The sequence below is a fragment of the Pseudomonas sp. LAMO17WK12:I5 genome, from assembly GCF_900215165.1.
GTDB classification, from domain to species: domain Bacteria; phylum Pseudomonadota; class Gammaproteobacteria; order Pseudomonadales; family Pseudomonadaceae; genus Aquipseudomonas; species Aquipseudomonas putida_A.
Genome location: NZ_OBDS01000001.1, coordinates 245,301 through 270,700, shown reverse-complemented (window position 1 = coordinate 270,700; position 25,400 = coordinate 245,301). Strand labels below are relative to the sequence as shown.

The window sequence follows — 25,400 nt, the reverse complement described above, 5'->3', positions numbered from 1 at the left end:
GAAAGATGGAGATTTGTGGCTGGTTGCGATCAAGGATGGGAGTGGGCTTGCTCACGAAGGGGCCGGCACATTCAGCATTGCTGTTGACTGACCTGGCGCTTTCGCGAGCAAGCCCGCTGCCACAAAGGTAAATCGCTGTTATTTCGGATCGGGTTTCGCCAATAGGGTGTAGATGCACGGCAGCACAAACAGCGTAAACAGGGTGCCGATCGACATCCCCGTTGCAATCACGGTGCCGATATCGAACCGGCTCACGGCGCCCGCACCGGTCGCCAGAATCAACGGCACCATGCCGAACACCATCGCCGCCGTGGTCATCAACACCGGGCGCAAGCGGATTGCCGCCGCTTCCTCGACCGCTTCGCGCGCGGTCAGGCCCTTGTCCTTGCGCAGTTGGTTGGCGAACTCGACGATCAGGATCCCGTGCTTGCTGATCAGCCCGATCAGGGTCACCAGTCCGACCTGGGTGTAGATGTTCATGCTCGACCAGCCAAGGAACAGCGGAATCAACGCACCACAGATTGACAGCGGCACCGTCACCAGAATCACCAGCGGATCACGGAAGCTCTCGAACTGCGCCGCAAGCACCAGGAAAATGATCGCCAGCGCCAGGGCGAAGGTTACCCACAGAGCGCTGCCTTCCTGCACGTACTGGCGCGAGGCGCCGCCATAGTCGAAGGCAAACCCGGCTGGCGCTTCCTCCCGGGCGATCTGCAGCACGGTGTCGATGGCCTCGCCCATGCTGACCAGCGGGAATCCGGAAATCTTCGCCGCGTTGAGTTGCTGGAACTGGTTGAGCTGGCGCGGTCGCGCCCGGTCGCTGACCTTGATCAGGGTAGAAAGCGGCAGCAGCTCGCCCTGGGTGTTCTTCACGTAGTAGTTGTTCAGCCAGCCGGGGTTTTCGCGGTACGGTCGCTCGACCTGGGCAATCACCTTGTAGCTGCGGCCTTCGATGGTGAAACGGTTGATTTCCGCCTCGCCCAGCAGCGTCGCCAGGGTGCCGCCCAGATCCTGCATCGACACGCCCATCTGCGCGGCTTTGGCACGGTCGATATCGACCACCACTTCCGGCTTGTCGAACGCCAGGTCGAGGTCGACGAAGGCGAACTTGCCCGACTCCATCGCACGTTTCTTGATCCGGTCGGCCACTTGCAGCAGCAATTCGTAGTCGTTGGCGGTATTGACCACGAATTCGAACGGCAAACCTTCACCGGTGCCGGGCAAGGAGGGCAGGTTGAAGCCGAAAATCTGCAGGCCGGGGATACTCGCCAGTTTGCCTTGCACCTCGGGCAGGATCTGCATCTGCGTGCGGCTGCGCTCGTTCCACGGCTTGAGCAGGAAGCCACCGATGCCCGCCTGCACACCGTTGTAGCCGTTGATCTGAAACGAGGAGTAGTACTCCGGAAACTCCTTGAAGATCTTGATGAATTCGTCGGTGTAAGTGCTCAGGTAATCGAGGTTGGTTGGCTGAGGGGCCGTGGCCATCATGAAGATGATGCCCTGATCCTCGTCAGGCGCCAGTTCCGACTTGGTGAACTTGAGAAACACCGGGATCAGGCACAACACGATCACCGCGAACACCAGCACCACCGGCCGCGTGTTCAATGTGCCGTGGAGCATGCTCTGGTAGCGGCGCTTGAGACCGTCGAAAATGCGGTCGAGGCGGTGCGCCAGGCCACTGGGGTTTTCTTCGTGGCGCAATAGCAGGGCGCACATCATCGGCGACAGGGTCAGGGCGACGATCCCGGAGATCACCACGGCGCCGGCCAGGGTCAGGGCGAACTCCTTGAACAAGGCCCCGGTCAGCCCGGTGAGGAAGCCGATCGGCGCATACACCGCCGCCAGGGTGATGGTCATCGACACCACCGGCATGGCGATTTCCCGCGCACCTTCCAGTGCGGCCTCCAGCGGCGTCTTGCCTTCCTCGATGTGTCGGTGAATGTTCTCCACCACCACAATCGCGTCATCTACCACCAGACCGATGGCCAGCACCATCGCCAGCAGGGTCAGGAGGTTGATCGAGTAGCCCATCATCTGCATGAAGAACATCACGCCGATCATCGACAGCGGGATGGTCACCACCGGGATCACCACCGAGCGCAACGCGCCGAGGAACAGGAACACCACCACGATCACGATCAGCACCGCTTCGAACAGGGTTTTCACCACTTCGTCGATCGAGGCCTGAATGAACTGGGTGGCGTCGTAGGCAATCTCGCTCTTGAGGTTGGGCGGCAATTGCGCTTCCAGCTCCGGCATCAGCTTGCGTACTTCCTTGATCACGTCCAGCGGGTTGGCCCCGGGTGTGGCCTTGATGCCGATGTACACCGACGGCGTGCCGCCGAACGAGCTGATCGAGTCGTAGTTTTCCGCGCCCATCTCGACCCGCGCGACATCGCTGAGCAGCACGCGGCTGTCGCCATTGACCTTGAGCGGAATCGCCGCGAAGGCTTCGGCTGATTTCAGTTCGGTGTTGGCGTTGATGCTGGTGACCACGTACTCGCCCTTCACCTCGCCGGCGGCGGAGAGGAAGTTGTACTGGCGCACCGCGTTGGTCACGTCGCTGGCGCTGAGGCCGAAACCGGCGAGCTTCACCGGGTCGAGCCACAGGCGCATGGCGAATACCTGATTACCGAGAATCTCCGCCTCGGCCATGCCCGGCAGGGTCGCCAGTTTCGGCTGGATCACCCGCGACAGGTAGTCGGTGATCTGCGGGTTGCTCAAGTCCTTGCTGAAGAAACTGATGTACATCAGCGCCGAGGCGTCGGCCGATTCCTTGCTCAGTACCGGGTCTTCGGCGTCCTGCGGCAGTTTGTTCTTGACCTCGTTGGCTTTGGCCAGCAGTTCGGTGAACAAACGGTCGGTGTTGGAACCGATGCGCGCGTAGATCGAGATCACCGAGAAGTTCTGCCGGCTGACCGAGGTCATGTAGTCGATGCCTTCGGCGCTGGCCAGGCTCTGTTGCATTGGCTGGGTGATGTAGCCCTGAATGGTCTCGGCGTTGGCCCCGGGGTAGGCGGTGGTCACCGTGATCAGGGCGTTTTCCATTTGCGGGTACTGGCGCAGCGGCAGCTTGCTCCAGGCCTGGAAACCCAGCAGCACAATCAGCAGGCTGACCACGGTGGCGAGCACCGGGCGGCGGATGAACGGATCGGTAAAAGCCATGGGGATTCCTTGATCAGTCGGCGCGAGGCGGACTGTTCTGCTCGCCGAGGGTCTTGTCGTCGCTGATGGCAATGTGTGCGCCGTTGTCCAGTTTGATCTGGCCGGCAGTCACCACTTGTTCGCCGCTCTGTACGCCCTTGTTGATCATCACCAGGCCATCGCGGCGCTCACCGGTCTCGATGAAGCGACGTTCGGCGATCAGTACCGGTTGGCCCTTGTCGTCTTTTTCGACGCTGCCGTCCTCGGCCTTTTTCTGCCCGACCACGTACAGCGAGTTGCCGTAGAGGGTGTAGGTGATCGCGCTTTCCGGGACCACGATGTGTTTCTGCGGATCGGGCAGCAACACGTTGAGGCTGGCGAACATGCCCGGCAGCAATTTGCCGTCGGGGTTGGCCAGGGTCGCGCGCACCAGAATATTGCGCGTGGTGCTCTCGACAATCGGGTTGATCGCGCTGATGGCGCCGGGGAAGTTCTGCCCGGGATAGGCTGCGACACCGATCTGCACCGGTTGCCCGATGGCCAGTTTCGGCACCGATTGCTCCGGCACATAGAAGTCGGCGTAGAGGCTGCTCAGATCCTGCAGGGTGGCGATTTTAGTGCCGCTGGCGAGGTAGTCGCCGACATCCACCTGACGGATGCCGATAGTGCCGCTGAACGGCGCAAGGATGCGTTTTTTCGCCAGCGAAGCGTTGAGCTGATTGACCGTGGCCTTGTTCTTTTGCAATACGGCGGAGAGACGGTCGTACTCGCCTTTGGAGATCGCGCGGCTATCGACCAGTTGACTGCCACGACCGAAATCCAGTTGCGCCAGTCCCAGGTCAGCCTTGGCGGTTTCCAGCAGGGCGGTCTCGACCGCGCTGTCGAGTTGCAGCAGTGGCTGCCCGGCCTTGACCTTCTGTCCGGATTCGAATTTGAGTTCGGTGACGGTGCCGGCGACTTCAAGACTCAGCTCGACGCCTTGCAAGGCCTTCAGCGAGCCGACGGTGGGCAAACGCATCTGCCACGGCTGTTCGCTGGCGCGGGCCACGGCGACACTGATCGGCGGTTTCGGTTTGGAGAAGCCCTGGATCATGGTGTAGATCGAAAAGGCTTTGTACCCGCCCAATACCAGGACGACCAGCAAGACAACACCCAACATGATCAGCATGCGGCGACGCAGCATATTTCCAGTTCCTTGGATAAATCAGGTGAGACAGGCGGGCACATTACTCCGAGTCAGGTGGGGATTCCAACTGGCAGTTATTACAGGGGAGGACGGAGTGAGGAAGTCTAAACACTGAACCTGTGGTGAGGGGATTCATCCCCGATGGGTGGCGAAGCCGCCCCAAAACCTGAAACCGCGGTCTGTCAATTGAACCGTGTGCGATGGTTTTGCGACTGCTGCGCAGCCGATCGGGGATAAATCCCCTCGCCACAGGTTATGAGTCGTACTCAGAACAGGTGGGTTATGCGATCAAATGCAGATGGTTATCCCAGAGCCCCGCTGGCAATTCCAGCGGCTTGGCCAGCAGCTCATCCTGGCGGCAATCGTAGTAGCGGCAGCGGCCCTGACCCGAGGTCACGACGAAGCCGTCCTGCACCGCACCAACGCCGGCGCAATCGGGCAGCGGCGCGTCGAGGCGCACTTCGCCGCTGTCCAGGTCCCAGATGAAGAACCGGTTGCCACGCGGCGCGGTCAGCGCCACCAACCGCAGTTCGCTGTGCACTGCGACGCTGGCGGTGTAATGCCCCATCGACTGCAACTGATGCTCCGGCACCGGGAATGCCACGAAGGGCTGGCCCGGACGCTTGATCGCCAACAGCTCGGAGCGCTCATGCGAGGCGCCCATGAATTGCTGGCCGGCAACGATGGTGCCGTCGCTGGCGATGCCCAGGTGACGCACGCTGTTCATCTGCTGGGAAAGGGTTTCCTTGCTCAGCAGGGTGCCGTCGCGCTGCATCAGCACCAGGCTCGGTTCCATGGCGTTGAGGTTCATGTCGACGCGGCTTTCGGCCTCGGTGCGGATCCCGCCGTTGGCCACCACCAGGGTTTCGCCATCGGGCATCCACGAGACCTGATGCGGGCCGAGGCCATGGGTGGAAATCTCACCGCTGTGCACCAGCCGCTCGCCTTCGAACTTGTACACCCCGAGCAGGCCACGCCCCGGATCCGTGGTGTCGTTCTCGGTGGCGTACAGGTATTCGCCGTCCTTGTGCACCACGGCGTGGCCGTAGAAATGCCGGTTCGGCTGCGAAGTCACGGTTTGCAGCAACGTCCCGTCGCGCAGATCGATCAGGTAGCTCTCTGTGCCCGGGCGGCGGGCGACGAACAGCGCGATCGGCAGCGTCGGGTGGTTGATGATGTCGTGACAGCGCTGGCCGACCTCGGTGGCGAACACCTGCGTACCGTCCAGCCGATAACCGACGGCGTAATGCTTGCCGTCGGTGTCGTCGCGCGCCGAGAGCAACAACGGGCTCTGATCCTTGCGCTTGAACAGCGTCCAGCCGCCCAGTGTCACTGCTCCCAGCAGCAAACTACCTAAAGTCAGAGCCTGGCGTCGCAGCATGGCACTTGCCCTCATCAGTCACCGTCGTTGGCGTTGAAGCCCAGTTGGATACCCAGCGCCTTGGCCAGTTCGCCTTCGTGCAGGCGATGGACGACGTTGAGGCTGTCGTAGAGATCGTTGAGTTGTTGACGACCGGCGTCGTCCTGGAGCATTTCGGTCAGCGAGCGCTGGCTGCTGTCGAACAGTTTCAGCGACGCGGCGTAGGCAGCGTCGATCTTGTCCGCCAACGGTTTCTGCTCGGCCGGCAGCAGACCGCGCAGGCCTTTGTTGTCGACGCCTTCCCAGACGGTTTTGGCTGCAGCGAGGCTGGCTTCCAGCGCGGTCAGCGACGACTGGCTGCGCCACGCATCGGCCTGGAACGGCTGCGGCACGCCTTTGCTCTGACGGCCCATCGGTGTGCCGAGTTTTTTCTTCAGGGTGTCGAGGGCGGTGACCTGCACACGCAGCAGATCGGCGATCGCTTCGTGGGAGTCGGCGTAGCGCTGGTTGGGGAACTTGCTCATTTGCGCGAGCATGCCGTCGGTGTTGTTCCAGCTCTGCAGAATCTCTTCGGCCAGTTGCTTCTGGCGCTCGCCGATGGCGATCAACAGTGGGCAGTATTTGGCTTTCTGCTCGGCGTTGGCGACGTCCGGTTTTTCATCGAACAGGATGTATTCGTAAGCCGACAGGCCCTGCACCACCACGCTGGATTTAGCCAGTGCGGCGGCGTCGATCTGCGGCTGGGCGATCACCAGTTGCTCGACCTGACGGCCGACGAGGTTTTTCTTGTCCGGCCAGAACTGCACCTGCCACGAACGGTTGCCCTCGGCCAATGGGCCGATCAGCAGCGGTTGCAGCTCGGCCCAGGCTTTCTGCGCGTGCAGGAAGTCGGCGCGGGCGGTTTCCAGGGTTTCCTTGCCCTGGCAGTAGGCGAGGGCGCTGACCGCCAGTTGCTTGTCGGCTTCGACCCAACGGGTGTAGGTCGGCAGGATCACCGATTTGGCGATGGCCGCCGACGTGACCGCTTGCGGATCCTGCGGCGAGCAGGCGCCGAGGGCGAGTGCGGCAAGGCTGGTGAACAACAACTTGGGACGGAACATGTCGGGCTCCCGATTCTTTTAAGTGTTTAAAGTGAGTTCAAGAACGCCAGCAGCGCAGCACGCTGCTCGGCGTTGAAAGACAAAACCTGTTGCTGCGCCTGCTGCGCTTCGCCGCCATGCCAGAGCACGGCTTCGAGCAGATTGCGGGCGCGACCGTCATGCAAGAACTGGGTGTGACCACTGACTGCCTGCGTCAGACCGATCCCCCACAACGGCGGGGTGCGCCAGTCGCGGCCGGAGGCCTGGAATTCGGTGCGGTTGTCGGCCAGACCATCGCCCATGTCATGCAGCAGCAGATCGCTGTACGGGCGAATCACTTGATTGGCCAGTTCAGGTTCGGCGGCGTTGGCGGCGGTGGTGTATTTGGGCGTGTGACAGGACTGGCAGCCAGCCTGGAAGAACAGATTCTTGCCGGCCAGTACTTGTTCGTCGTTGACGCCGCGACGTGCCGGCACTGCGAGGTTGCGCGTATAGAACAGCACCAGACGCAGGATGTTGTCGCTGACTTCCGGCTCGCCGTCCGGGCCATTGCCGTTCGGCGCCTGTTTGCACGCAGTTTGTGCGTCGGTGCAGTCATCGAAGGGTCTGAGGCTGGTGGTCAGGCCCATGTCTCCGGAAAACGCGTGGACATTCTGCTGATTGAGATTCGGTTGCCCGGCTTTCCAGCCAAAACGGCCGGCCACGGTTTTCTGTAACTCATCGTCCCAGACCCGATTTACGCGACCCTTAATGCCGTTGTTCTCTTTGGCCTGCGCGGCGGCGTTGGCGAGGATCGCTTCTTCGGGAATGGCTTCGAGCAGGCCGAGGCCGATCATCGGCGGTGCGACGCGGGCCGAGAAACGCGTGTCCGGGTGCATCGGGCCGTAGCCCAACTGAGTGAATTGCAGAACCGGTTTGCGCAGCTCGACTTCGGTGCCGTCCTTGAAACGGATCGGCACCGGGGTGTACTCGACGCGCACCTTGCCTTCGGGCGTGACCCCGGGCACGGCCATGTCCTGGAACTGGCCGCCGTAGACCGGTTCCGGCACCACGCCGAGTTGCTCAATGACTTTGGCATAGGCCGGCGAATCGGGAATCGACAGACGCACCAGCATCGACACCGCGTTCGCCGCATCCGGCGCTGGCGGGTGTCCGCGACCGTCCTTGATGTGGCAGTTCTGGCAGGCGTTGGTGTTGAACAGCGGGCCGAGGCCATCGCGGGCGGTGGTGGTTGAAGGGGCGATCACCCACGGACTGCGGAAGAAGCTGTTGCCGACGCTGAAGTCGACCCGGCGCGACGGCGGCAGATTGGCCGAAGGTAGCGAGAACGCATTCTGATCGGTCTTGCGCACAGTCGCCGCCCCGCCCGAACGCGCTTCACCCGGCTCAGCCTTGGTAAAACGCGGGGCGTCATCGCAGGCACTCAGGCCCAGGGCCAGAAACAGTGCGGACAAGCGAAGCGGCAGCGAGGGCATCAGACATCCTGCGGACGGGCGAAAACAAAGGCGCAAAGTCTAACAGGGCGAGTGAGTTTGAATAAGAGGAATTATCGTTTGCTTGATATGGCGCAAGCCTTGAAACTCATGCAAACCCTGTGGGAGCGAGCCTGCTCGCGAAAGCGGTGTCCGCCGCGCTGACGATGTTGCGCCAGATGACGCCTTCGCGAGCAGGCTCGCTCCCACAGGATTTGGTGGTGTACCTGATATCGAACACACCATGGAGCAGGGTTTTGTGTACGGCAGGCATGAAAAAGGCGACCCGCAGGTCGCCTTTTTCAGTCGAACGCGCGTGATCAGAACTCGTGATCAGCGTTGTCCGGGTTCAGGTCGCTGATGCCCAGCTTGCCGGCAGCGGCTTCGATCGAGCCGGTCTGCTTGACCAGTGCGGCGATGGCGTCACGCACGATCTGGTTGCCGGCGGTGTTGCCCGCAGCGATCAACTGGTCGTAGTGCTCACCCTTGTTGGCGTGATCGACCATGACCTGGATTTTCGCTTCGGTAGCGGCCAGATCGGCTTTCAGCGCGGTGTCGGCAGCCGGGTCGGCCTTGGCCACCAGCGACGACAGGCTGGCGCCGGTCATCTTGGTGCCATCAACCCGGGTGTACTCGCCCAGGTACACGTTACGAATGCCTTTGGCATCGTAGAAGTGCGAGTTGTGGGTGTTGTCGCTGAAGCAATCCTGTTCGTCTTCCGGGGAGTTGGCTTCCAGGGAAACCTTCATGCGCTCGCCCGCCAGTTCGCCCAGGGACAAACTGCCCATGCCGAAGAGCATTTTGCGCAGGCCGCTTTCAGCCGGCTCGGCTTCCAGGGTAGCGCGGTAGTTGTCGGCCACGTTCGGCTTCCAGTTGCCGACCATTTCTTCCAGGTCGCTGACCAGCAGTTGGGTCACGGCTTTGAGGTAGGCACGGCGACGATCATTGTGACCGCCGGTGGCGCCAGCGCCTTCCAGGTAGTCCGACGCCGGACGGTTGCCGGCGCCCGGACCGGTGCCGTTCAGGTCCTGGCCCCAGAGCAGGAATTCGATCGCGTGGTAGCCGGTGGCAACGTTGGCTTCGGAACCGCCCAGCTCGTTGAGGCTGGCGAGTTTTTCCGGGGTGATGTCTTTCACGTCGACCTTGTCTTCGCCGACCTGCACTTCAGTGTTGGCGATGATGTTGGCGGTGGCACCCGGGTTGCCCAGCGCGTGCTCGTAGGATTTGTCGACGTAGTCGATCAGGCCTTCGTCCAGCGGCCAGGCGTTCACCTGACCTTCCCAGTCGTCGATGATGGTGTTGCCGAAGCGGAACACTTCGCTCTGCAGGTAAGGCACGCGCGCAGCGACCCAGGCAGCCTTGGCGGCTTTCAGGGTGTCGGCGTTCGGTTTGGCGAGGAACGCGTCGACCGCCGTTTGCAGGGTTTTCGCAGTGGATTCGGCATCGCTGTAGACGGCGAAGACCATGTCGGCGTAGTGCGCGACCACAGCCTTGGCGGCGGCTTCATCGACTTTACCGGCAGCGGCAGGTGCTGGAGCGGCGGCGGTGCTGGCGGCCGGCGTCGGCGCGGCCGGGGCGGCAGCCTTGTCTTTGCCTTCGCCGCAACCGGCGAGGGAAATAGCGATGGCCAGCAGACTGGCGGTAGCCAGAGGCATACGAATCATGGCGAACATCCTGCTTCGGTAATGGAATGGACAGGGCGCGGGGGTGCGCAAAGCTGCGACATAATGCAAATCTTTCGCATTATGTGTAAAGGGCTGTGGCTGGAAATATTTCTTGTTTAGCCGGTTGTTATGCGCGGCATCAAAGGATCGCCGCGTTGCTGCGCTGCGCCTGTTTGAGGTAGGCCGTCAGCTCCCGGGCCGGCAGCGGCTTGCTGTAGTGGTAACCCTGACCTTCGTGGCAGCCTTCGGAGATGATGTAGGACTCTTGCTCGGCGGTTTCCACACCTTCGGCGATCACCTGCATGCCCAGGCTCTTGCCCAGCTGGATGATCGCGCGAACGATGGTCGCATCATCGTCGTCATCCAGCAGATCCTGGACGAAGCTCTTGTCGATCTTGATCTTGTCCAGCGGCAGGCTTTTCAGGTAACTCAGCGATGAGTAGCCGGTGCCGAAGTCGTCGATGGCGATCAGCGCCCCGGAGCGGCGCAGGCTCAGCAGGTGTTGGGCGGCGGTGCTGATGTCTTCCATCAGGCCGGTTTCGGTGACTTCCAGCTCCAGGCTGCGCGGCGGCAGGCGGTAGATCTGCAGCAGGTTGTTGACCACCCGCGGCAACTCGGCGTGGTGCAGTTGCACGGTGGACAGGTTGACCGCCATGCGCAGATCGACAAAGCCCTGATCGTGCCATTCGCGCAATTGCTTGCAGGCCTGATCCAGCACCCATTCGCCGATGGCGATGATCGTGCCGTTCTGTTCGGCCAAAGGGATGAACAGGTCCGGCGGCACCAGACCGTGTTCCGGATGCTGCCAGCGAATCAGCGCTTCGACCCCGACCACGCGGTGATCGCGGTAGCTGATCTGCGGCTGATAGACGAGGTAGAACTGGTCGCGAATCAGTGCGTCGCGCAGGTCTTTTTCCAGTTCGCGACGGCGACGCATCTCGCTGTCGACACTGGCAATGTAGAACTGATAGCGGTTGCGCGAGCGGGTCTTGGCCAGCGTCATGGTCTGCTCGGCCTTCTGCAACAGCTTCTCGGTGCTGTCGCCGTCCTCGGGGAACAGGGTGATGCCGATGGTCGCGCGCAGGCGGATTTCCTGATGGTCGAGGGCGAACGCCGCTTCCAGATCATCGAGGATGCTTTGCGCCAGCTCCGCCGCTTCGTAAGGTTGCTCAATATCGGCCTGCACCAGCGCGAACTGGTCGCCACCCAGACGGGCGAGGGCGCCGAGGCGACCGCTGTGGGCGCGCAGGCGGTCGGCCAGCGCCAGCAGCAACTGGTCGCCGGTCTGGTAGCTGAACTGCTCGTTGATTCCTTTGAAATCATCCAGCCCTACGCACAACACCGCGACCCGGCGTTGCAGCTTGCCGGCGTCGACCAGAATCTTGTCCAGTTGCTGCTGCAATTGCTGGCGGTTCGGCAGGCCGGTGAGGAAGTCGTACTGGGCCATGCGCAGCAGGCTGTTTTCCGCTTCGTGGCGCAGGTGGGTGTTGCGTTCTATCGATTCGAGCAGCTGGTTGGCGGTGTTGATCCAGATGCCGAGTTCATTCTTTTCGTGACCCTTGAGCTGTGGAATCTTGTGCTCGCTGGGGCGATCGGGATTGATTTCGGTCAGGTGCTCGATGATCCGCGACAGCGGCTTGGTCAGCAGCCAGTGATAAACCAGATACAACACCAGGCCCATGGCCAAGGCGCGCAAGACGCCGGAAATGAAAATGATCACCGAACTGACGATGAAACTCTCGCCATAGGTGGCGGTGTCGAGGGTGATGCTCAGGTCGCCGTAATACTCGCTGTACGGGCCGCGACCGACCAATTGAGTGGTGAAGGTGCGTTCCTGACCGAGAATCAAGTCAGTCAGCCAGCGGCTGTTGGAGTGCTGCAACTCACGGGACTTCTGCGCGAGCATCGCCTCGTTGGGATGGCCGATGGAAGCTTGGCGCACCGCGTCGTCCTGGAACAGGCCTTCGATCACCTGCATGCCCATTTCCCGGTCCAGGCTGTAGACCGCCTGAGTCGAGGGATCACGGAACATGTCGAGGATACGCTGAGCGTCGCCGGCCACCGCCTGGCGGGTTTTATAGGCATCGAAAACAATCTGGGCACAGCTCAAGACCACGCCGACGATCAATGCCGAAAGGAGCACGACCCGGAGCAACTTCACCGACAAGCTGTTCTTGAGTTCCAGCTTCAAAGGGTTATTCCTTGTTCCGTGCGGGTAGCGTCAAGTTGCCATGAGTATTGGCAATCCCGTGTTGGCAGTCAAAGGGACAATCAATCCTCGGAACATTTGCCCGTGGCCTTGACCGAAATACTGCTGTCTGGAGTCTCAGCTCTATTTGTACTGTGTCGGTAGTTTCGGCCCTCAACTTGAGCAGTCAGGAACAAATTTTCGCTGATTTGATGGTAGCCCGCTGTGCTGCACCGGCAAGTGGCCGGAGACAGCGTTCGTCGTGAGAAACACGCAGGCAAAAAAAACCCGGCAATAGCCGGGTTTTTTGACTGGCGCGCAGCTTAAGCGGTGAAGGTTTTGCCTTCGAACTGCTCAGCGACGAACTTCCAGTTGACCAGGTTCCAGAACGCTTCAACGTACTTCGGACGCAGGTTGCGGTAGTCGATGTAGTAAGCGTGTTCCCAGACGTCGCAAGTCAGCAGCGGGGTGTCGCCGCTGGTCAGCGGGTTGCCGGCGCCGATGGTGCTGGCCAGGGCCAGAGAACCGTCAGCCTTTTTCACCAGCCAGCCCCAGCCGGAACCGAAGGTGCCGATCGAGGTTTTGCTGAACTCTTCCTTGAACTTGTCGAACGAACCGAAGGCTGCGTTGATGGCTTCAGCCAGCGCGCCGGTTGGTTGACCGCCGGCGTTTGGCGCCAGGCAGTTCCAGTAGAAAGTGTGGTTCCAGACCTGAGCGGCGTTGTTGAAGATGCCGCCCGAGGAAGTCTTGACGATCTCTTCCAGGGTCTTGCCTTCGAACTCGGTGCCTGGCACCAGGTTGTTCAGGTTCACGACGTATGTGTTGTGGTGCTTGTCGTGGTGAAATTCCAGGGTTTCCTTGGAAATGTGCGGCTGCAGGGCATCGTGTGCGTAAGGCAGCGGCGGCAATTCGAAAGCCATGATGATTCTCCTAATCAGGTCTGTTGCGGTGAGCGCAAGGCCGATCACGGGCGGCCAGAAATGCACCGACGAGTTTTTACTCTTTGCGGCGCAGGGTTCGGATCATAGCACCGGGGTCAAGGCTTAACCACGCAACAACTGTGTGGGATAGAGGTTCCAGAGCCTTTTGGAATAAATCAGTTGGCGATAATCAATTGGCCCGCCACGGTGAACATCATCACTGCCACCAGAAGATCAAGAATCCGCCAGGTACTCGGCCGAGCCAGCCACGGTGCAAGCCACGCCGCACCTAGCGCCAAGGTGAAAAACCACAGCAGCGACGCACTCGCGGCGCCCACGACATAAGCGCCCGGCACCGACTGTTGCGCACCGAGCGAGCCGATCAGCAACACCGTGTCCAGATAAACATGCGGGTTGAGCAGTGTCACTGCCAGCGCGCTGAGCATCACCGCGCGCAACGAGCGTACGGTGTGGTTTTCACCCTGATCCAGACTCTGTTTCGAGAACGCCCGGCGCAGCGCCTGGCTGCCATACCAGATCAGAAAGACCGCGCCGCCCCAGCGGGCCACCGCGAGCAATGTCGGATTTTGCGCCAGCACGGTCGCCAGACCAAACACCCCAGCCGCCACCAGCAGCGCATCGCACGCCACACACAGCGCCGCCACCGGCAGGTGATGTTCGCGGCGCAGACTCTGCGCCAGCACAAAAGCGTTCTGCGTACCGATCGCCATGATCAGCCCCAAGGCCACCAGCAGGCCGTTCACATAGCTTTGCCACATAAGATTTACTCCGCGTTGGCTGCCAGATCGCGCAGCACGTGCATGGCACGCTCGGCGTCGGCCTGACCGACAAACAAATGGTCGTGGTAATAACCGGCGATCACGTTGCAACTGATTCCGGCCTTGCCCAGCGCGCTGGCGAACGCGGCCGTGAGGCCAACGGCTTCGAGCGCCGAATGCACATTGAGGGTGATCCACGCCGCCACATAATCAAAAGCGAACCCGGCACGTTCAGCCTGGGAGCGCTCCAGAATCACGGTCAGGCCTTCCTGCTCGCGGAAGCTGCCGACAATCTCCACACCGCTCGGCAACTGAGCGTCACGCAGTGTGCAGAACACATATTCGCCGGCATTGAGCTGCGGGCTCATGCTGCGCAGCAGTGTCGTGAGAGAGGTTTCGCCAGCCATTGCCGTGTTCCTTGATAAAGAGTGCTTGCTGGCTATTCTCCGGTCGAAAGCGGTATAAGAAAAACCAATAGTGCTGATCGCTCATTAGGAAAACTGATGTTCGACTACAAATTGCTTTCCGCTCTGGCCGCCGTGGTCGAGCAGGCTGGATTCGAGCGCGCTGCGCAGGTGCTGGGCTTGTCGCAATCGGCGATTTCCCAGCGGATCAAATTGCTGGAAGCGCGGGTCGGCCAACCGGTGCTGGTACGCGGCACGCCGCCATCGCCGACCGAGATTGGCCGGCGGCTGCTCAACCATGTGCAGCAGGTGCGCCTGCTTGAGCGTGACTTGCAGACCCTGGTGCCGGCGCTCGACGAAGAAGGCCTGCCGGAGCGTTTGCGCATCGCCATCAACGCCGACAGCCTCGCCACCTGGTGGGCCGAGGCCGTGGGCGATTTCTGCGCCGAGCAGCATTTATTGCTGGATCTGGTGGTGGAAGATCAGACCGTCGGCCTCAAGCGCATGCGTGCCGGGGAAGTGGCGGCGTGTGTCTGTGCCAGCGAGCGCCCGGTGGCCGGTGCGCGTAGCGTGTTGCTCGGGGCGATGCGCTATCGGGCGCTGGCCAGTCCGGCGTTTATCGAGCGGCATTTCCCCGACGGGGTGCGCGCCGAGCAGCTGCCGCGCACCCCGGCGCTGGTGTTCGGCCCGGACGATTTTCTCCAGCATCGCTACCTCGCATCGCTCGGTGTCGATGGTGGTTTCGAGCATCATTTGTGCCCGTCCTCTGAAGGATTTGTGCGCCTGACCGAAGCCGGGTTCGGCTGGGGCCTGGTGCCGGAACTGCAAGTGCGCGATCAACTGCAACGCGGCGTATTGCGCGAACTGTTGCCAGATAAACCGATCGATGTGCCGTTGTACTGGCATCATTGGCGCAATGGCGGTCAGCTGCTGGCCTTGCTGACCGAGCAATTGCTACGTTCTTCACCGCGCTGGCTGGTGCCCTTGGGCTGACGGTCAGCGTCAAGACAGACGTATCAGGTAAACGAAAGACATCGGAGCGTTACATGAAAATTCTGGTCACCGGCGCAAGCGGCTTCATTGGCGGACGCTTTGCGCGTTTCGCTTTGGAGCAGGGCCTGGACGTGCGGGTCAACGGTCGCCGGGCCGAAAGCGTCGAGCATCTGGTGCGCCGTGGCGCCGAGTTCGTCCCGGGCGATCTCACCGATGCGGATCTGGTGCGCGAGCTCTGTGCCGACGTCGAAGCCGTGGTGCACTGCGCTGGCGCCGTCGGCTTGTGGGGGCGCTATCAGGACTTTCATCAGGGCAACGTGCAGGTCACCGAAAACGTCGTCGAAGCCTGCCTCAAGCAGCGCGTGCGGCGGCTGGTGCATCTGTCGTCGCCATCGATCTATTTCGATGGCCGCGATCACCTCGGCCTGACCGAAGAGCAAGTGCCCAAGCGCTTCAAACATCACTACGCGGCGACCAAATACCTGGCCGAGCAAAAGGTCTTTGGCGCACAGGAATTCGGTCTGGAAACCATCGCCCTGCGCCCGCGTTTCGTCACTGGCGCCGGCGACATGAGCATCTTCCCGCGCCTGCTGAACATGCAGCGCAAGGGGCGTCTGGCGATCATCGGTGACGGCCTGAACAAGGTCGACTTCACCAGCGTGCAAAACCTCAACGAAGCGCTGCTCAGCAGTCTGCTGGCGGCCGGTTCCGCGTTGGGCAAGGCCTACAACATCAGCAATGGCGCACCGGTGCCGCTGTGGGATGTGGTCAATTATGTGATGCGCAAGATGGAAGTGCCGCAGGTCAGCAAATACCGTTCGTACGGCCTGGCCTACAGCGTCGCGGCGCTCAACGAAGGCGTGTGCAAACTCTGGCCGGGCCGCCCGGAGCCGACCCTCTCGCGGTTGGGCATGCAAGTCATGAAGAAAAATTTCACCCTCGACATCAGCCGCGCCCGGCATTATCTGGACTACGATCCGAAAGTCAGCCTGTGGTCGGCCCTCGACGAGTTCTGTGGCTGGTGGAAAGCTCAGGACATCCGTTGATACAAGTCGCCCGGCCGGCAATGAACCGCACTGCCGCTTGAGGGTCAATCCCTGCGGCTGCGGCGGTTATACTTCGCAGCATTTAGCCATCACCGCGTTCCACAAAGGTTGCCTCAATGTCCATGCGTAACGATGCCAACGACGATTTCGACGATGTACCGAGCCTGCGGGCCGACACCTTTGACGACGATGACATTCCGCCCTCCGCCCGCACCTCGGTGCACTCGCGCACGCCGCCGGTGGTCAAGGTCAAGGCCGCGAGTACCGGGCCGTTGTGGGCACTGGTCGGCGCGTTGTTCTTCGCCTTCATCGGTCTGGCCTGGTGGAGCTTCCAGCAGATTTCGCTGATGGAGCAGCAATTGGTCGCGACCCAGGAAAGCTTTGCGCGCATCAGCGAGGAAGCGGCGGGGCGCCTGCAGGACATTTCCGGCAAGGTCGTCGCCAGCCAGAGCAACGTCAATAGCGACAGCGAAGCCTTGAAGCTGCAGATCAAACAGCTGGAAACCCAGTTGCTGGATCAGAGCAAACAGCAGCAAGGCGTGGTCGGTCAGGCCAGCGATCTGGACAAGCGTCTGGCGCAGATGACCGCGCAGACCACCGAGCAACAGAACGCCAATAGCCAGTTGCAGGCTCAGGTCAAAGCCTTGAGCGCCGAACTGGCGACCTTGAAAAGCGCCCCGGCCGACACCGGTAAGGTCGACGCTCAGCTCAAGAGTTATGACGCACAGCTGAAAAGCCTCGGTGCTGATATCACCGCGCTGAAAAAGCAAGGCAATCCGAGCGCGGCGATCGAGCGTCTGGAGCAGGAAATCGTCGTTCTCAAGAGTGAGCAGGACAACCGCCCGGCCGCTGCGCAGGGTGGCGGCAATACCGCCGAGTTCGATGCGTTCCGCGGGCAGATGACCCGCAACCTCAACACCCTGCAGGCGCAGATTCAGAACCTGCAGCAGCAGATCAATGCCCGGCCATAGGGCCTGATGAACTGTAGCCAGGGACCTTTGTGGTGAGGGGATTCATCCCCGATGGGGCTGCGCAGCAGCTCCCAAACCATCAGCTCGGTGTGTCAGAAAATATGTGTTCTCTCCATCAGGGCTGCTGCGCAGCCCATCGGGGATAAATCCCCTCGCTACAGGATTCGGCGCTCCGTCCGACCCCAAGCCGTCTACGCTCTTGAAACACCAACAAGAACGAGGGAAGCGTTATGGGGTTTTTGCATAAAGTGGCGTGGCTCGGGGTGATGCTTTTTGTGGGGGCAGGGCAGGTCAACGCCGCCACCGCGCAGAAGGACGACAGCAAGGCCGCCATTGCGCTGCTGGAAAAGGCTCTGGCCTATTACCACGACAATGGCGACAAGGCCTTCGCCGCGTTCAGCCGTCAGGGTGAGTTCGTCGACAAGGATCGCTACGTGTTCGTGGTCGACACCAAAGGCGTGATGCTCGCCAGCGGCGGGCCGTCCTCAGCCTTGATCGGCCGTGACGTCAGCGAAGTGCTTGCGCCGGATTTGCAGAAAGCCTTCAAGGACGCCTTGCTGGTGCCGGAAGGCAACGGCATTCAACAGGCCGAATACCGCTGGCAGAACTGGGCCGACGGCAAGGTCGAGCGCAAACATGTGTATTACCAGCGCATCGGTCAGCGCATTCTGGCAGTCGGTTATTACCTGCCGCGCGCTTCAGCCGAGCAGGCCAAGGCACTTCTCGACAAGGCTGCAACCGATCTGGGGAAAAACGAGAAGGGTACGCTGACGGCCATCAACTTGCTCAAGGGCGGGTATCTGCAGGATGACCTGTACGTGTTCGTGGTCGATCTGGAGACCCAACGCTACGTTGCCCACGGCACCAACCTGCGCTTGATCAACACCGATTTCAGCAAGATCAAGGACCCGGAAGGCAAACCGGTGGGCGAGCCGATTCTGGCGCTGATCGCCAAACAGGACGACGGCGAATACGAATACCGCTGGAAAAACCCGGTGACCGGCAAGGTCGAGGACAAGCATGCCTACCTGAAGAAGGTCGGGCATTTTCTGGTGGCGGTGGGTTACTACAGCCCCTGATTGAAACATTCGCTACTGTGGGAGGGGGCTTGCTCCCGAAAGCGGTGGATCAGCCAACATCTTTGTTGAATGACATACCGCTTTCGGGAGCAAGCCCCCTCCCACAGGGTTTTAAGGTGTTGCTGTTATTTGGCGCCATGCTCGCGTCCGCGCAGCAGGTTGTTCGGCATCGCAATCGCCGCTACCAGCCCCAGCAGCGACACCGCCGTACTCACCCACAGCAGATGCCGGAACGTCACCGAAAGCTCGGCGCGCAAGGCGTTCTGGGCATCACCCGGTGCGGCGTTCAAACCGTCGAGCAGCACGTTACCCGAATGCCCTTCGCTGAGCAGCGAGTTGCTCGCCAGATGGGCGAAACTCGAATCCTGCAACAACGCCAGCAACAGCGCCGACATCAACGCCACACCCACTGCGCCGCCCAGCGAGCGGAACAGGTTGGTGGTGCTGGTGGCGACGCCGATGTCGCGTTGCTCCACCGAGTTCTGCGTACCCACCAGTGAAGTCGGGAACTGCATGCCGCCGGCAATCCCGCTGAGCAGCATGAACAGGCTGCTGACCAGCGTCGCATCCGGTGGGCTGAACGCCATGCCGAGAATCGAGATCGGCATCAGCAGCGCGCCGGTCAGAATCTGTGGTTTGTAGCGTCCGGTCACCGAAGTACGACGTCCGGCGAAATAAGCGCCGATCGGCAGGCCCATCGCCAGCGGCAGCAAGTGCAACGCCGCCGCATCGGCCCCGGCACCGGTGACGCTCTGGAAGCGCAGCGGCATCAACACGATCAGCGAAATCGCCTGAAAACTGGTGAAGAAAATCGTGCACCAGCACAGCAACGCGTTGCGGTTGGTGAACAAGTGCATCGGCAGCAGCGGCTCGCGCGCCCGGCGTTCATGCCAGACGAACACCGCCAGCACCAGCACCGCGCAGGCGAACAAGCCGAGCACTTCGCTGCTGCGCCACGAATGGCCCTGACCGACCTGAGTGATGGCGAGCAGCAGGGCGGTCAAACCGATGATCATCAACAGCGTGCCGAGGTAGTCGATGATCGGTTTGCGCTGCGGAATCGGCAGCCCGCGCAGATTGCGATTGGCTACCCACCAGGCGCCCAGCCCCAGTGGCAGATTGATCAGGAACACCCAGCGCCACGACAGGTATTCGGTCATATAGCCGCCGAGCACTGGCCCGGCGACGCTGGCCACCGCGTACATGCTGCTGAAGTAGCCCTGATAACGCCCGCGTTCGCGCGGCGGAACGATGTCGCCGATGATTGCCTGACTGACCGAGATCATTCCGCCGGCGCCGATGCCCTGGAGAATCCGCGCCAGCACCAGTTGTTCCATGCTTTGCGCCATGCCGCAGAACAGCGAGGCGAGGGTGAACAGACCCATGCCGAACAGCATCAGTTTGCGTCGTCCGTACAGATCGCCGAGCTTGCCGTAGATCGGCACCGCCACGGTCATTGCCACCATGTACCCGGAAATCACCCAGGCCAGCAGGCTGACGTCCTTGAACTGTGCGGAGATGGCGGGCATCGAGACGGCGACGATGGTCTGGTCCAGCGCGCCGAGAAAAATCGCCATCATCAACGCGACCAGCACGCTGCGAATGGCCGGTTTGGGCGTTTCAGGGTGATTGAGATTGGTCACGGGCGAGCCTGCGGGCAGTGATGGACCCGCACGGCCATTGCGCGCGGGTGGATGCTCGCCAGTGTAAGTCGGTAGCAGGCTATTCGATAGCCTCGTACGGAAGTCCGACGTAATTTTCTGCAATGGTTTTTCGACCCGCTTCGGAACTGACAAAGTAGTCCAGTTCCGAGGCACTGATGCGCTGGCTGAAATCATCATGCTCGTCGAAGCGGTGCAGCATCGAAGTCATCCACCAGGAGAAACGTTCGGCTTTCCATACCCGGCGCAGGCAGATCTCCGAGTATTTCTCCAGCAGATCGGTGCGCCCTTCGCGATAAACCTTCAGCAGAATGTTAAACAGCGTACTGACATCGCTGGCGGCCAGGTTCAGGCCTTTGGCGCCGGTGGGCGGCACAATGTGCGCGGCATCGCCGAGCAGAAACATCCGCCCGTACTGCATCGGCTCGACGACAAAACTGCGCAGCGGCGCGATGCTTTTTTCAATCGACGGGCCGGTGACCAGTTTTTCGGCAAGCGCGGCGGGCAGACGGGTTTTCAGTTCAGCCCAAAAGCGCTCGTCGGACCAGTCGGCGACGTTTTCTTCCGCCGGCACTTGCAAGTAGTAACGGGTGCGGGTGGCCGAACGCATGCTGCACAGGGCGAAGCCGCGTTCGTGCCGGGCGTAGACCAGCTCTTCGTGCACTGGCGGGGTGTCAGCGAGAATCCCCAGCCAGCCGAACGGATAGACCCGCTCGAAGATCTTCAGGCAGGCCCCGGGAATCGACTGCCGGGCCACGCCGTGAAAACCATCGCAACCGGCGATGTAATCGCAATCGACGCGCCAGGTTTCGCCATCCTTTTCGAAGGTGACAAACGCCTCGTCGCTTTTCATGCCGTGAGGAGCGACATGGCTCACTTCATAAAACGACAGTGCGCCAGCCTCCCGACGAGCGGCCATCAGGTCGCGCGTGACTTCGGTCTGACCGTAAACCATGACGGTTTTGCCGCCGGTCAAACCCTGCAGATCGATGTGTGCCAGACGCCCATCCAGTGCCAGATCGAAGCCGGCGTGCACCAGCCCTTCGGCATCCATGCGCGCGCCTACGCCGGCCTGGCGCAACAGCTCTACCATGCCTTGTTCAAGCACGCCGGCGCGAATTCGTCCGAGGACATAGTCGGGTGTCTGGCGTTCGAGAATCAGGGTGTCGATGCCGGCGTTGTGCAGCAACTGACCGAGGAGCAATCCGGACGGACCGGCGCCAATGATGGCGACTTGGGTTTTCAGCGTTTTCATTGTTTTTATGACTCGCAAGCTTCACGCGACAGGCGCCGGTGAATGATTTTTATGGATCGAGTGCTTGCATTTTTCCCTTGCGGGTCTGTCAATTGAAGGTGAAAACTGAGCCGATACCTGTACATTCTGCCAATCGGTGCGATTATCGCCCGCAACCTCGAGGCCTGGATTGAAGTGATGAACAAGCCTGACCTGCCTTCGATTCCGGTGTTCAAGCTCTACGGTGAAAGCCTGGACTGGCCGACCCCTGACTTGCTGCACTGTGAAACCATTTCCAAACGCAGCCGCGAACATCAATGGGAAATCAAACCCCACCGCCACGCCGATTTGTGCCAGTTGCTCTTCGTCTTCAAAGGTCAGGCAGAGCTTGAAATCGAAGGTCAACGCACGCAGCTCAACCAACCCGCCATTCAAGTCCTGCCACCGTTGTCGGTGCATGGCTTTCGCTTTTCCGAGGACGTCGAAGGATTTGTCGTCACCCTCGCCAATCCGCTGATCAATCACCTGCAGGCGCAACTGGGCAATTCGGTGCACGCACTGGCCCAGGCCGAGCACTACCCGGCGGGCAAGGACGCGGAGTACCTGAACAGTCTGTTTTCAGCGTTGCAGGCCGAGTACAACGGCCATCAACCCGCGCGGGAAATGCTCATGCATTCGCTGGTCAGCGTGATCATGGTCTGGGTCAGCCGTCAGGCGCTCGTGCGCCATAACGCCAGCCAGCGGCCGCAACGCCAGCGCGAATACCTCAACGGGTTCATTCAATTGGTGGAGGAGACGTACCGCCAGCATGTGAAGGTCGAAGACCTCGCCCATCGTCTGGGGATTTCGGTATCACACCTCAACGGCACCTGCCGCGAACTGGCAGGGCAGCCAGCGCTGCAGATCATGCACGAACGCCAGTTACTGGAAGCCAAACGTTTGCTGACCTACACCAGCATGACCATTTACGAGATGTCGGAGTTGTTGGGGTTTTCCGATCCGACCAACTTCACGCGCCTGTTCCGGCGCAGGGTGGGCATTTCGCCAAAGGCGTTTCGTGACCGGCTGAAGGCCGAGCAGTGATCCTGTAAACCTGGCGATATCCTGTGGGAGGGGGCTTGCTCCCGAAAGCGGTGTATCAGTGTGCATCAATGCTGAATGGCACACCGCATTCGGGAGCAAGCCCCCTCCCACAGGATCGCATTCCAGCTCAGGTCAATCAGCGCAATGCATTCAGCGTCGCATTGTGCGGAATACAGCGCTCGAAATTGCAGCTGGCGTATTCGCGCGGCAGTTGTCGCAGTTGCTCGACCCGCCAGGCCGCGGTGCCGTACAGCGCCAGCGTGGCGGCGCAGGTGATGAAAATCGCGAAGTACCTTCTTGTTCTGATGTTCATGGCGTAGACCTCTGAACGCATACCCTGCGGTATTACTTTCAGCATAGGTCAGCGGCATAGAGTTGCCAGCCACGGATTTCGCCTATGTGACCCCCCCCTGTGGGAGCGGGCTTGCTCGCGAAGGCGTGGTGTCAGTCGATGACAATCCAGACTGATACACCGCCTTCGCGAGCAAGCCCGCTCCCACAGGGGCATCGGATTTACAGGCCCATATCCCATTCGGGATTTTCCGGGAATCGTTCGACGAGAAAATCCAGCATGCTGCGCAACGCCGCCGGCATGTGCTTGCGTGAGGCGTACACCGCGTAGATGTTCATCTGCCGTGGCTCGGCATCCGGCAGCAGGCGCACCAGTTCACCGGCATGCACATGCACCCCGGCCTGATAGGTCGGCAGCATCGCCACCCCCGCGCCGGCCAGGGTGGCGCGCAACAGGGTGCTGGCCTCATTGGCGCTGATGTTGCCCTGCACCGGCACCGACACCGGTTCGCCGTCCTCCTCGAAATGCCACAGGCTCTTGCCGAAGTAGGAGTGGGTGAGGCAGTTGTGCCGGCTCAGGTCCTCGACCCGCTGCGGTGGCGGGTTGTCGCGCAAATAAGCCGGTGCGGCGCAGACCACCGAGCGGCACACGGTCAGGCGCCGGGCGATCAGGTTCGGATCGAGGTCATTGCTGGTGCGGATCGCCAGATCGATGCGCTCATCCACCAGATTCACCGTGCGGTCGAGCATCTGCAGGTCGATGCTGACCCCGGGATAGCGTTTGACGTACGCCGCCATCGCATCGGCCAGTTGCGCCTGACCGAACGAGGTACTGACGCTGATGCGCAGCAGCCCGCGCGGTGCCTCGTCGGGTTCGCTGACGGCGGCCTGCATGTCGGTCGAGAGTTCGAGCATCTGCCGGCAGCGCGGCAGGATTTCACTGCCGGCGGCGGTCAGGCTCAATTTGCGCGTGGTGCGGTGCATCAGGCGCGCGCCGACCCAGTCTTCCAGCTCCGCCAGATAACGCGACACCACTGGCCGTGACAGGTCCAGATGATCGGCCGCCGCCGACTGGCTGCCCAGATCCACCACTGTGACAAACACGCGCATTGCTTGAAGACGATCCATGATTTGCCCGCTTTCAGAAACAAACTATGTCCAAGCATCGCATTTTTTGTACCGAGTCAGGCAACTAAGCTCTGTCCCATCGCCAAACACGGCATTCGGATCACGGAGCAACAGATGATCGGCTTCACTACCCTCAAGCGCGTTTTGCTGGCCACCGCCACCCTCGGTTTCGCGGCCCACGCCGCTGCCGCCAACCTGACTCTGGACGTTTACAACCCGGGCACCCACGCGATTTTCCCGGTGACTTCGGTGCTGGTCAGCGGCGAGAAAGACGCGATTCTGGTCGATGCACAATTCGGCAAGGCCCAGGCCGAGCAGGTGGTGGAAAAGATCCGCGCCAGCGGCAAGCACCTGACCACCATTTACATCAGCCACGGTGACCCGGATTACTACTTCGGCCTCGACACCCTGACCCAGGCCTTCCCCGACGCCGAAGTGCTGGCCTCGCAGCCGACCGTGGATCACATCAACAAAACCGTCGCCGGCAAACTCGCCTTCTGGGGCCCGAAAATGGGCGCCGACGTACCGGCCAAAACCATCGTGCCGGGCGTGCTCAAGGGCGACAGCCTGATGCTCGAAGGGCAGAAGTTGCAGGTGGTCGGTCTTGAAGGCAAACAACCGGATCGCAGCTTCGTGTGGATTCCGTCGCTCAAGGCCGTGGTCGGTGGCGTTGTGGTCGCCGAGAACATTCATGTGTGGATGGCCGATACCCAGACCGCGCAATCCCACGCCGACTGGCTGCAAACCCTGCACTCGATCGAAACCCTGAAGCCGAAAACCGTGGTGCCGGGTCACTACCTGGGCGAGAGCAGCCGCTCGCTGGCCAGCGTGAAATTCACCGCCGACTACATTAAGGCTTTCGACGAAGAAACCGCCAAGGCCAAGGATTCCGCCGCGCTGATCAAGGCCATGCACAAGCGCTACCCGAAACTCGGCGAAGAAAGTTCGCTGGAACTGAGTGCCAAAGTCGCCAAGGGCGAGATGAAGTGGTAACCCGATTCTGAAAACGCAGCACTCTCAAGCCAACTGGAGAATGTCATGAGCAAGATCGCAATCATTGGTGCCACCGGCCGTGCCGGTAGCCAACTGCTGGAAGAAGCCCTGCGTCGCGGGCATAGCGTCACTGCCATCGCCCGCGACACCTCGAAGATCGGCTCGCGTGCCGGTGTGGTCAGCAAGAATGTCGATGTGCTGGATTCGACGGCGCTGCAAGCGGCAGTGGCCGGTCACGACGTGGTGATCAGCGCCGCGCACTTCGCCACGGTACCGGCCAGTGCCTTGGTCGGCCCGGTGAAGCAGGCGGGTGTGAAGCGTCTGCTGGTGGTTGGCGGTGCCGGTTCGCTGTTGCTGCCGGACGACAGCCGAGTGATCGACAGCGCGGGTTTCCCGGCCGAGTACAAAACCGAGGCCAGCGCTGGCGCGGCGTTTCTTGATGCCTTGCGTTCGGAGCAGGAACTGGACTGGACCTTCCTCTCGCCATCGGCAGAGTTCGTCGAAGGTGAGCGCACCGGTACCTTCCGTGTTGGCAAGGATCACTTGCTGGTGAGTGCCGAAGGTCGCAGCTGGATCACCTTCGCCGATTACGCGATTGCGCTGATTGACGAAGTGGAAACGCCGAAGCATTCGCGTCAGCGGTTTACGGTCGGGTATTAAGCTACGACGCAGACCCAATGTGGGAGCGGGCTTGCTCGCGAATGCAGTGTGTCAGTCACTTAAAA

The 25,400-nt window shown here is 61.2% G+C and carries 21 protein-coding genes; 7 read left to right on the top strand and 14 right to left on the bottom strand.

The genetic code is table 11. The features are described 5' to 3' along the window. Positions 1-138 precede the first annotated feature (138 nt). The 10 genes from CRO59_RS01225 to CRO59_RS01180 all read right to left on the bottom strand — a co-directional run bounded on the left by CRO59_RS01225 (position 139) and on the right by CRO59_RS01180 (position 14,199). Positions 139-3,165: a multidrug efflux RND transporter permease subunit gene (locus CRO59_RS01225; RefSeq protein WP_097086029.1), complete on the bottom strand. Its 3,027-nt coding sequence runs from the start codon at positions 3,163-3,165 to the stop codon at positions 139-141. A 13-nt stretch (positions 3,166-3,178) separates the two neighbouring features. Then, positions 3,179-4,327 (bottom strand): efflux RND transporter periplasmic adaptor subunit, encoded by a 1,149-nt coding sequence (locus CRO59_RS01220; protein WP_097086027.1) that lies wholly within the window; start codon positions 4,325-4,327, stop codon positions 3,179-3,181. A gap of 283 nt (positions 4,328-4,610) precedes the next feature. Further along, positions 4,611-5,711 carry a DUF1513 domain-containing protein gene (locus tag CRO59_RS01215; RefSeq protein ID WP_097086025.1) on the bottom strand — a complete coding sequence of 367 codons (1,101 nt, stop codon included), beginning with the start codon at positions 5,709-5,711 and terminating at the stop codon, positions 4,611-4,613. A 14-nt stretch (positions 5,712-5,725) separates the two neighbouring features. Next, positions 5,726-6,790 carry an imelysin family protein gene (locus CRO59_RS01210; protein ID WP_027612470.1) on the bottom strand — a complete coding sequence of 355 codons (1,065 nt, stop codon included), beginning with the start codon at positions 6,788-6,790 and terminating at the stop codon, positions 5,726-5,728. Positions 6,791-6,816: 26 nt separating this feature from the next. After that, positions 6,817-8,244 (bottom strand): di-heme oxidoredictase family protein, encoded by a 1,428-nt coding sequence (locus CRO59_RS01205; protein WP_097086023.1) that lies wholly within the window; start codon positions 8,242-8,244, stop codon positions 6,817-6,819. Between the two features lie 317 nt (positions 8,245-8,561). Then, positions 8,562-9,905 carry an imelysin family protein gene (locus CRO59_RS01200; protein WP_027612472.1) on the bottom strand — a complete coding sequence of 448 codons (1,344 nt, stop codon included), beginning with the start codon at positions 9,903-9,905 and terminating at the stop codon, positions 8,562-8,564. Positions 9,906-10,044: 139 nt separating this feature from the next. Continuing rightward, a complete protein-coding gene (locus tag CRO59_RS01195; protein WP_096795124.1) occupies positions 10,045-12,096 on the bottom strand; it encodes a bifunctional diguanylate cyclase/phosphodiesterase in 2,052 nt (683 codons plus the stop codon). A 320-nt stretch (positions 12,097-12,416) separates the two neighbouring features. Further along, positions 12,417-13,013: a superoxide dismutase gene (locus CRO59_RS01190; protein ID WP_003227660.1), complete on the bottom strand. Its 597-nt coding sequence runs from the start codon at positions 13,011-13,013 to the stop codon at positions 12,417-12,419. Between the two features lie 176 nt (positions 13,014-13,189). Next, positions 13,190-13,792, bottom strand: coding sequence for a LysE/ArgO family amino acid transporter (locus tag CRO59_RS01185; protein WP_027612476.1), 603 nt, complete (start codon positions 13,790-13,792; stop codon positions 13,190-13,192). A 5-nt stretch (positions 13,793-13,797) separates the two neighbouring features. Then, on the bottom strand, positions 13,798-14,199 hold the full coding sequence (locus CRO59_RS01180) for an ACT domain-containing protein (RefSeq protein ID WP_097086020.1): 402 nt from the start codon (positions 14,197-14,199) through the stop codon (positions 13,798-13,800). A 96-nt stretch (positions 14,200-14,295) separates the two neighbouring features. Here CRO59_RS01180 and CRO59_RS01175 point away from each other — a divergent pair, with 96 nt between their 5' ends. The 4 genes from CRO59_RS01175 to CRO59_RS01160 all read left to right on the top strand — a co-directional run bounded on the left by CRO59_RS01175 (position 14,296) and on the right by CRO59_RS01160 (position 18,285). Further along, entirely contained in the window at positions 14,296-15,189 is an 894-nt protein-coding gene (locus CRO59_RS01175; protein WP_095136979.1) for a LysR family transcriptional regulator ArgP, read from the top strand. A gap of 53 nt (positions 15,190-15,242) precedes the next feature. Further along, positions 15,243-16,235: an NAD(P)-dependent oxidoreductase gene (locus CRO59_RS01170; protein ID WP_027612479.1), complete on the top strand. Its 993-nt coding sequence runs from the start codon at positions 15,243-15,245 to the stop codon at positions 16,233-16,235. A gap of 116 nt (positions 16,236-16,351) precedes the next feature. Further along, a complete protein-coding gene (locus CRO59_RS01165) occupies positions 16,352-17,206 on the top strand; it encodes an ATPase (RefSeq protein ID WP_097086018.1) in 855 nt (284 codons plus the stop codon). A 230-nt stretch (positions 17,207-17,436) separates the two neighbouring features. After that, complete coding sequence (locus tag CRO59_RS01160; RefSeq protein ID WP_097086016.1) at positions 17,437-18,285, top strand: cache domain-containing protein; 849 nt, start codon at positions 17,437-17,439, stop codon at positions 18,283-18,285. A gap of 125 nt (positions 18,286-18,410) precedes the next feature. Here CRO59_RS01160 and CRO59_RS01155 read toward each other — a convergent pair whose 3' ends face one another. After that, the gene (locus CRO59_RS01155; protein WP_097086014.1) at positions 18,411-19,928 is read right to left on the bottom strand and encodes an MDR family MFS transporter; all 1,518 of its coding nucleotides are present in this window, start codon (positions 19,926-19,928) and stop codon (positions 18,411-18,413) included. A 79-nt stretch (positions 19,929-20,007) separates the two neighbouring features. Beyond that, positions 20,008-21,201, bottom strand: coding sequence for a 4-hydroxybenzoate 3-monooxygenase (gene pobA, locus CRO59_RS01150; protein ID WP_097086012.1), 1,194 nt, complete (start codon positions 21,199-21,201; stop codon positions 20,008-20,010). Positions 21,202-21,378: 177 nt separating this feature from the next. On the opposite strand from pobA, the gene CRO59_RS01145 reads away from it, so the two are divergent. Then, positions 21,379-22,263 carry a helix-turn-helix domain-containing protein gene (locus CRO59_RS01145; RefSeq protein WP_097086010.1) on the top strand — a complete coding sequence of 295 codons (885 nt, stop codon included), beginning with the start codon at positions 21,379-21,381 and terminating at the stop codon, positions 22,261-22,263. Between the two features lie 136 nt (positions 22,264-22,399). On the opposite strand, the gene CRO59_RS28715 is transcribed toward CRO59_RS01145, so the two are convergent. After that, positions 22,400-22,576 carry a hypothetical protein gene (locus tag CRO59_RS28715; protein WP_007964044.1) on the bottom strand — a complete coding sequence of 59 codons (177 nt, stop codon included), beginning with the start codon at positions 22,574-22,576 and terminating at the stop codon, positions 22,400-22,402. A 200-nt stretch (positions 22,577-22,776) separates the two neighbouring features. Then, positions 22,777-23,682: a LysR family transcriptional regulator gene (locus tag CRO59_RS01140; protein WP_218274154.1), complete on the bottom strand. Its 906-nt coding sequence runs from the start codon at positions 23,680-23,682 to the stop codon at positions 22,777-22,779. Positions 23,683-23,796: 114 nt separating this feature from the next. Here CRO59_RS01140 and CRO59_RS01135 point away from each other — a divergent pair, with 114 nt between their 5' ends. Both CRO59_RS01135 and CRO59_RS01130 read left to right on the top strand, forming a co-directional pair. After that, positions 23,797-24,675: an MBL fold metallo-hydrolase gene (locus CRO59_RS01135; protein ID WP_097086008.1), complete on the top strand. Its 879-nt coding sequence runs from the start codon at positions 23,797-23,799 to the stop codon at positions 24,673-24,675. Between the two features lie 45 nt (positions 24,676-24,720). Next, on the top strand, positions 24,721-25,335 hold the full coding sequence (locus tag CRO59_RS01130) for an NAD(P)-dependent oxidoreductase (protein WP_097086006.1): 615 nt from the start codon (positions 24,721-24,723) through the stop codon (positions 25,333-25,335). Positions 25,336-25,400: the final 65 nt, after the last annotated feature.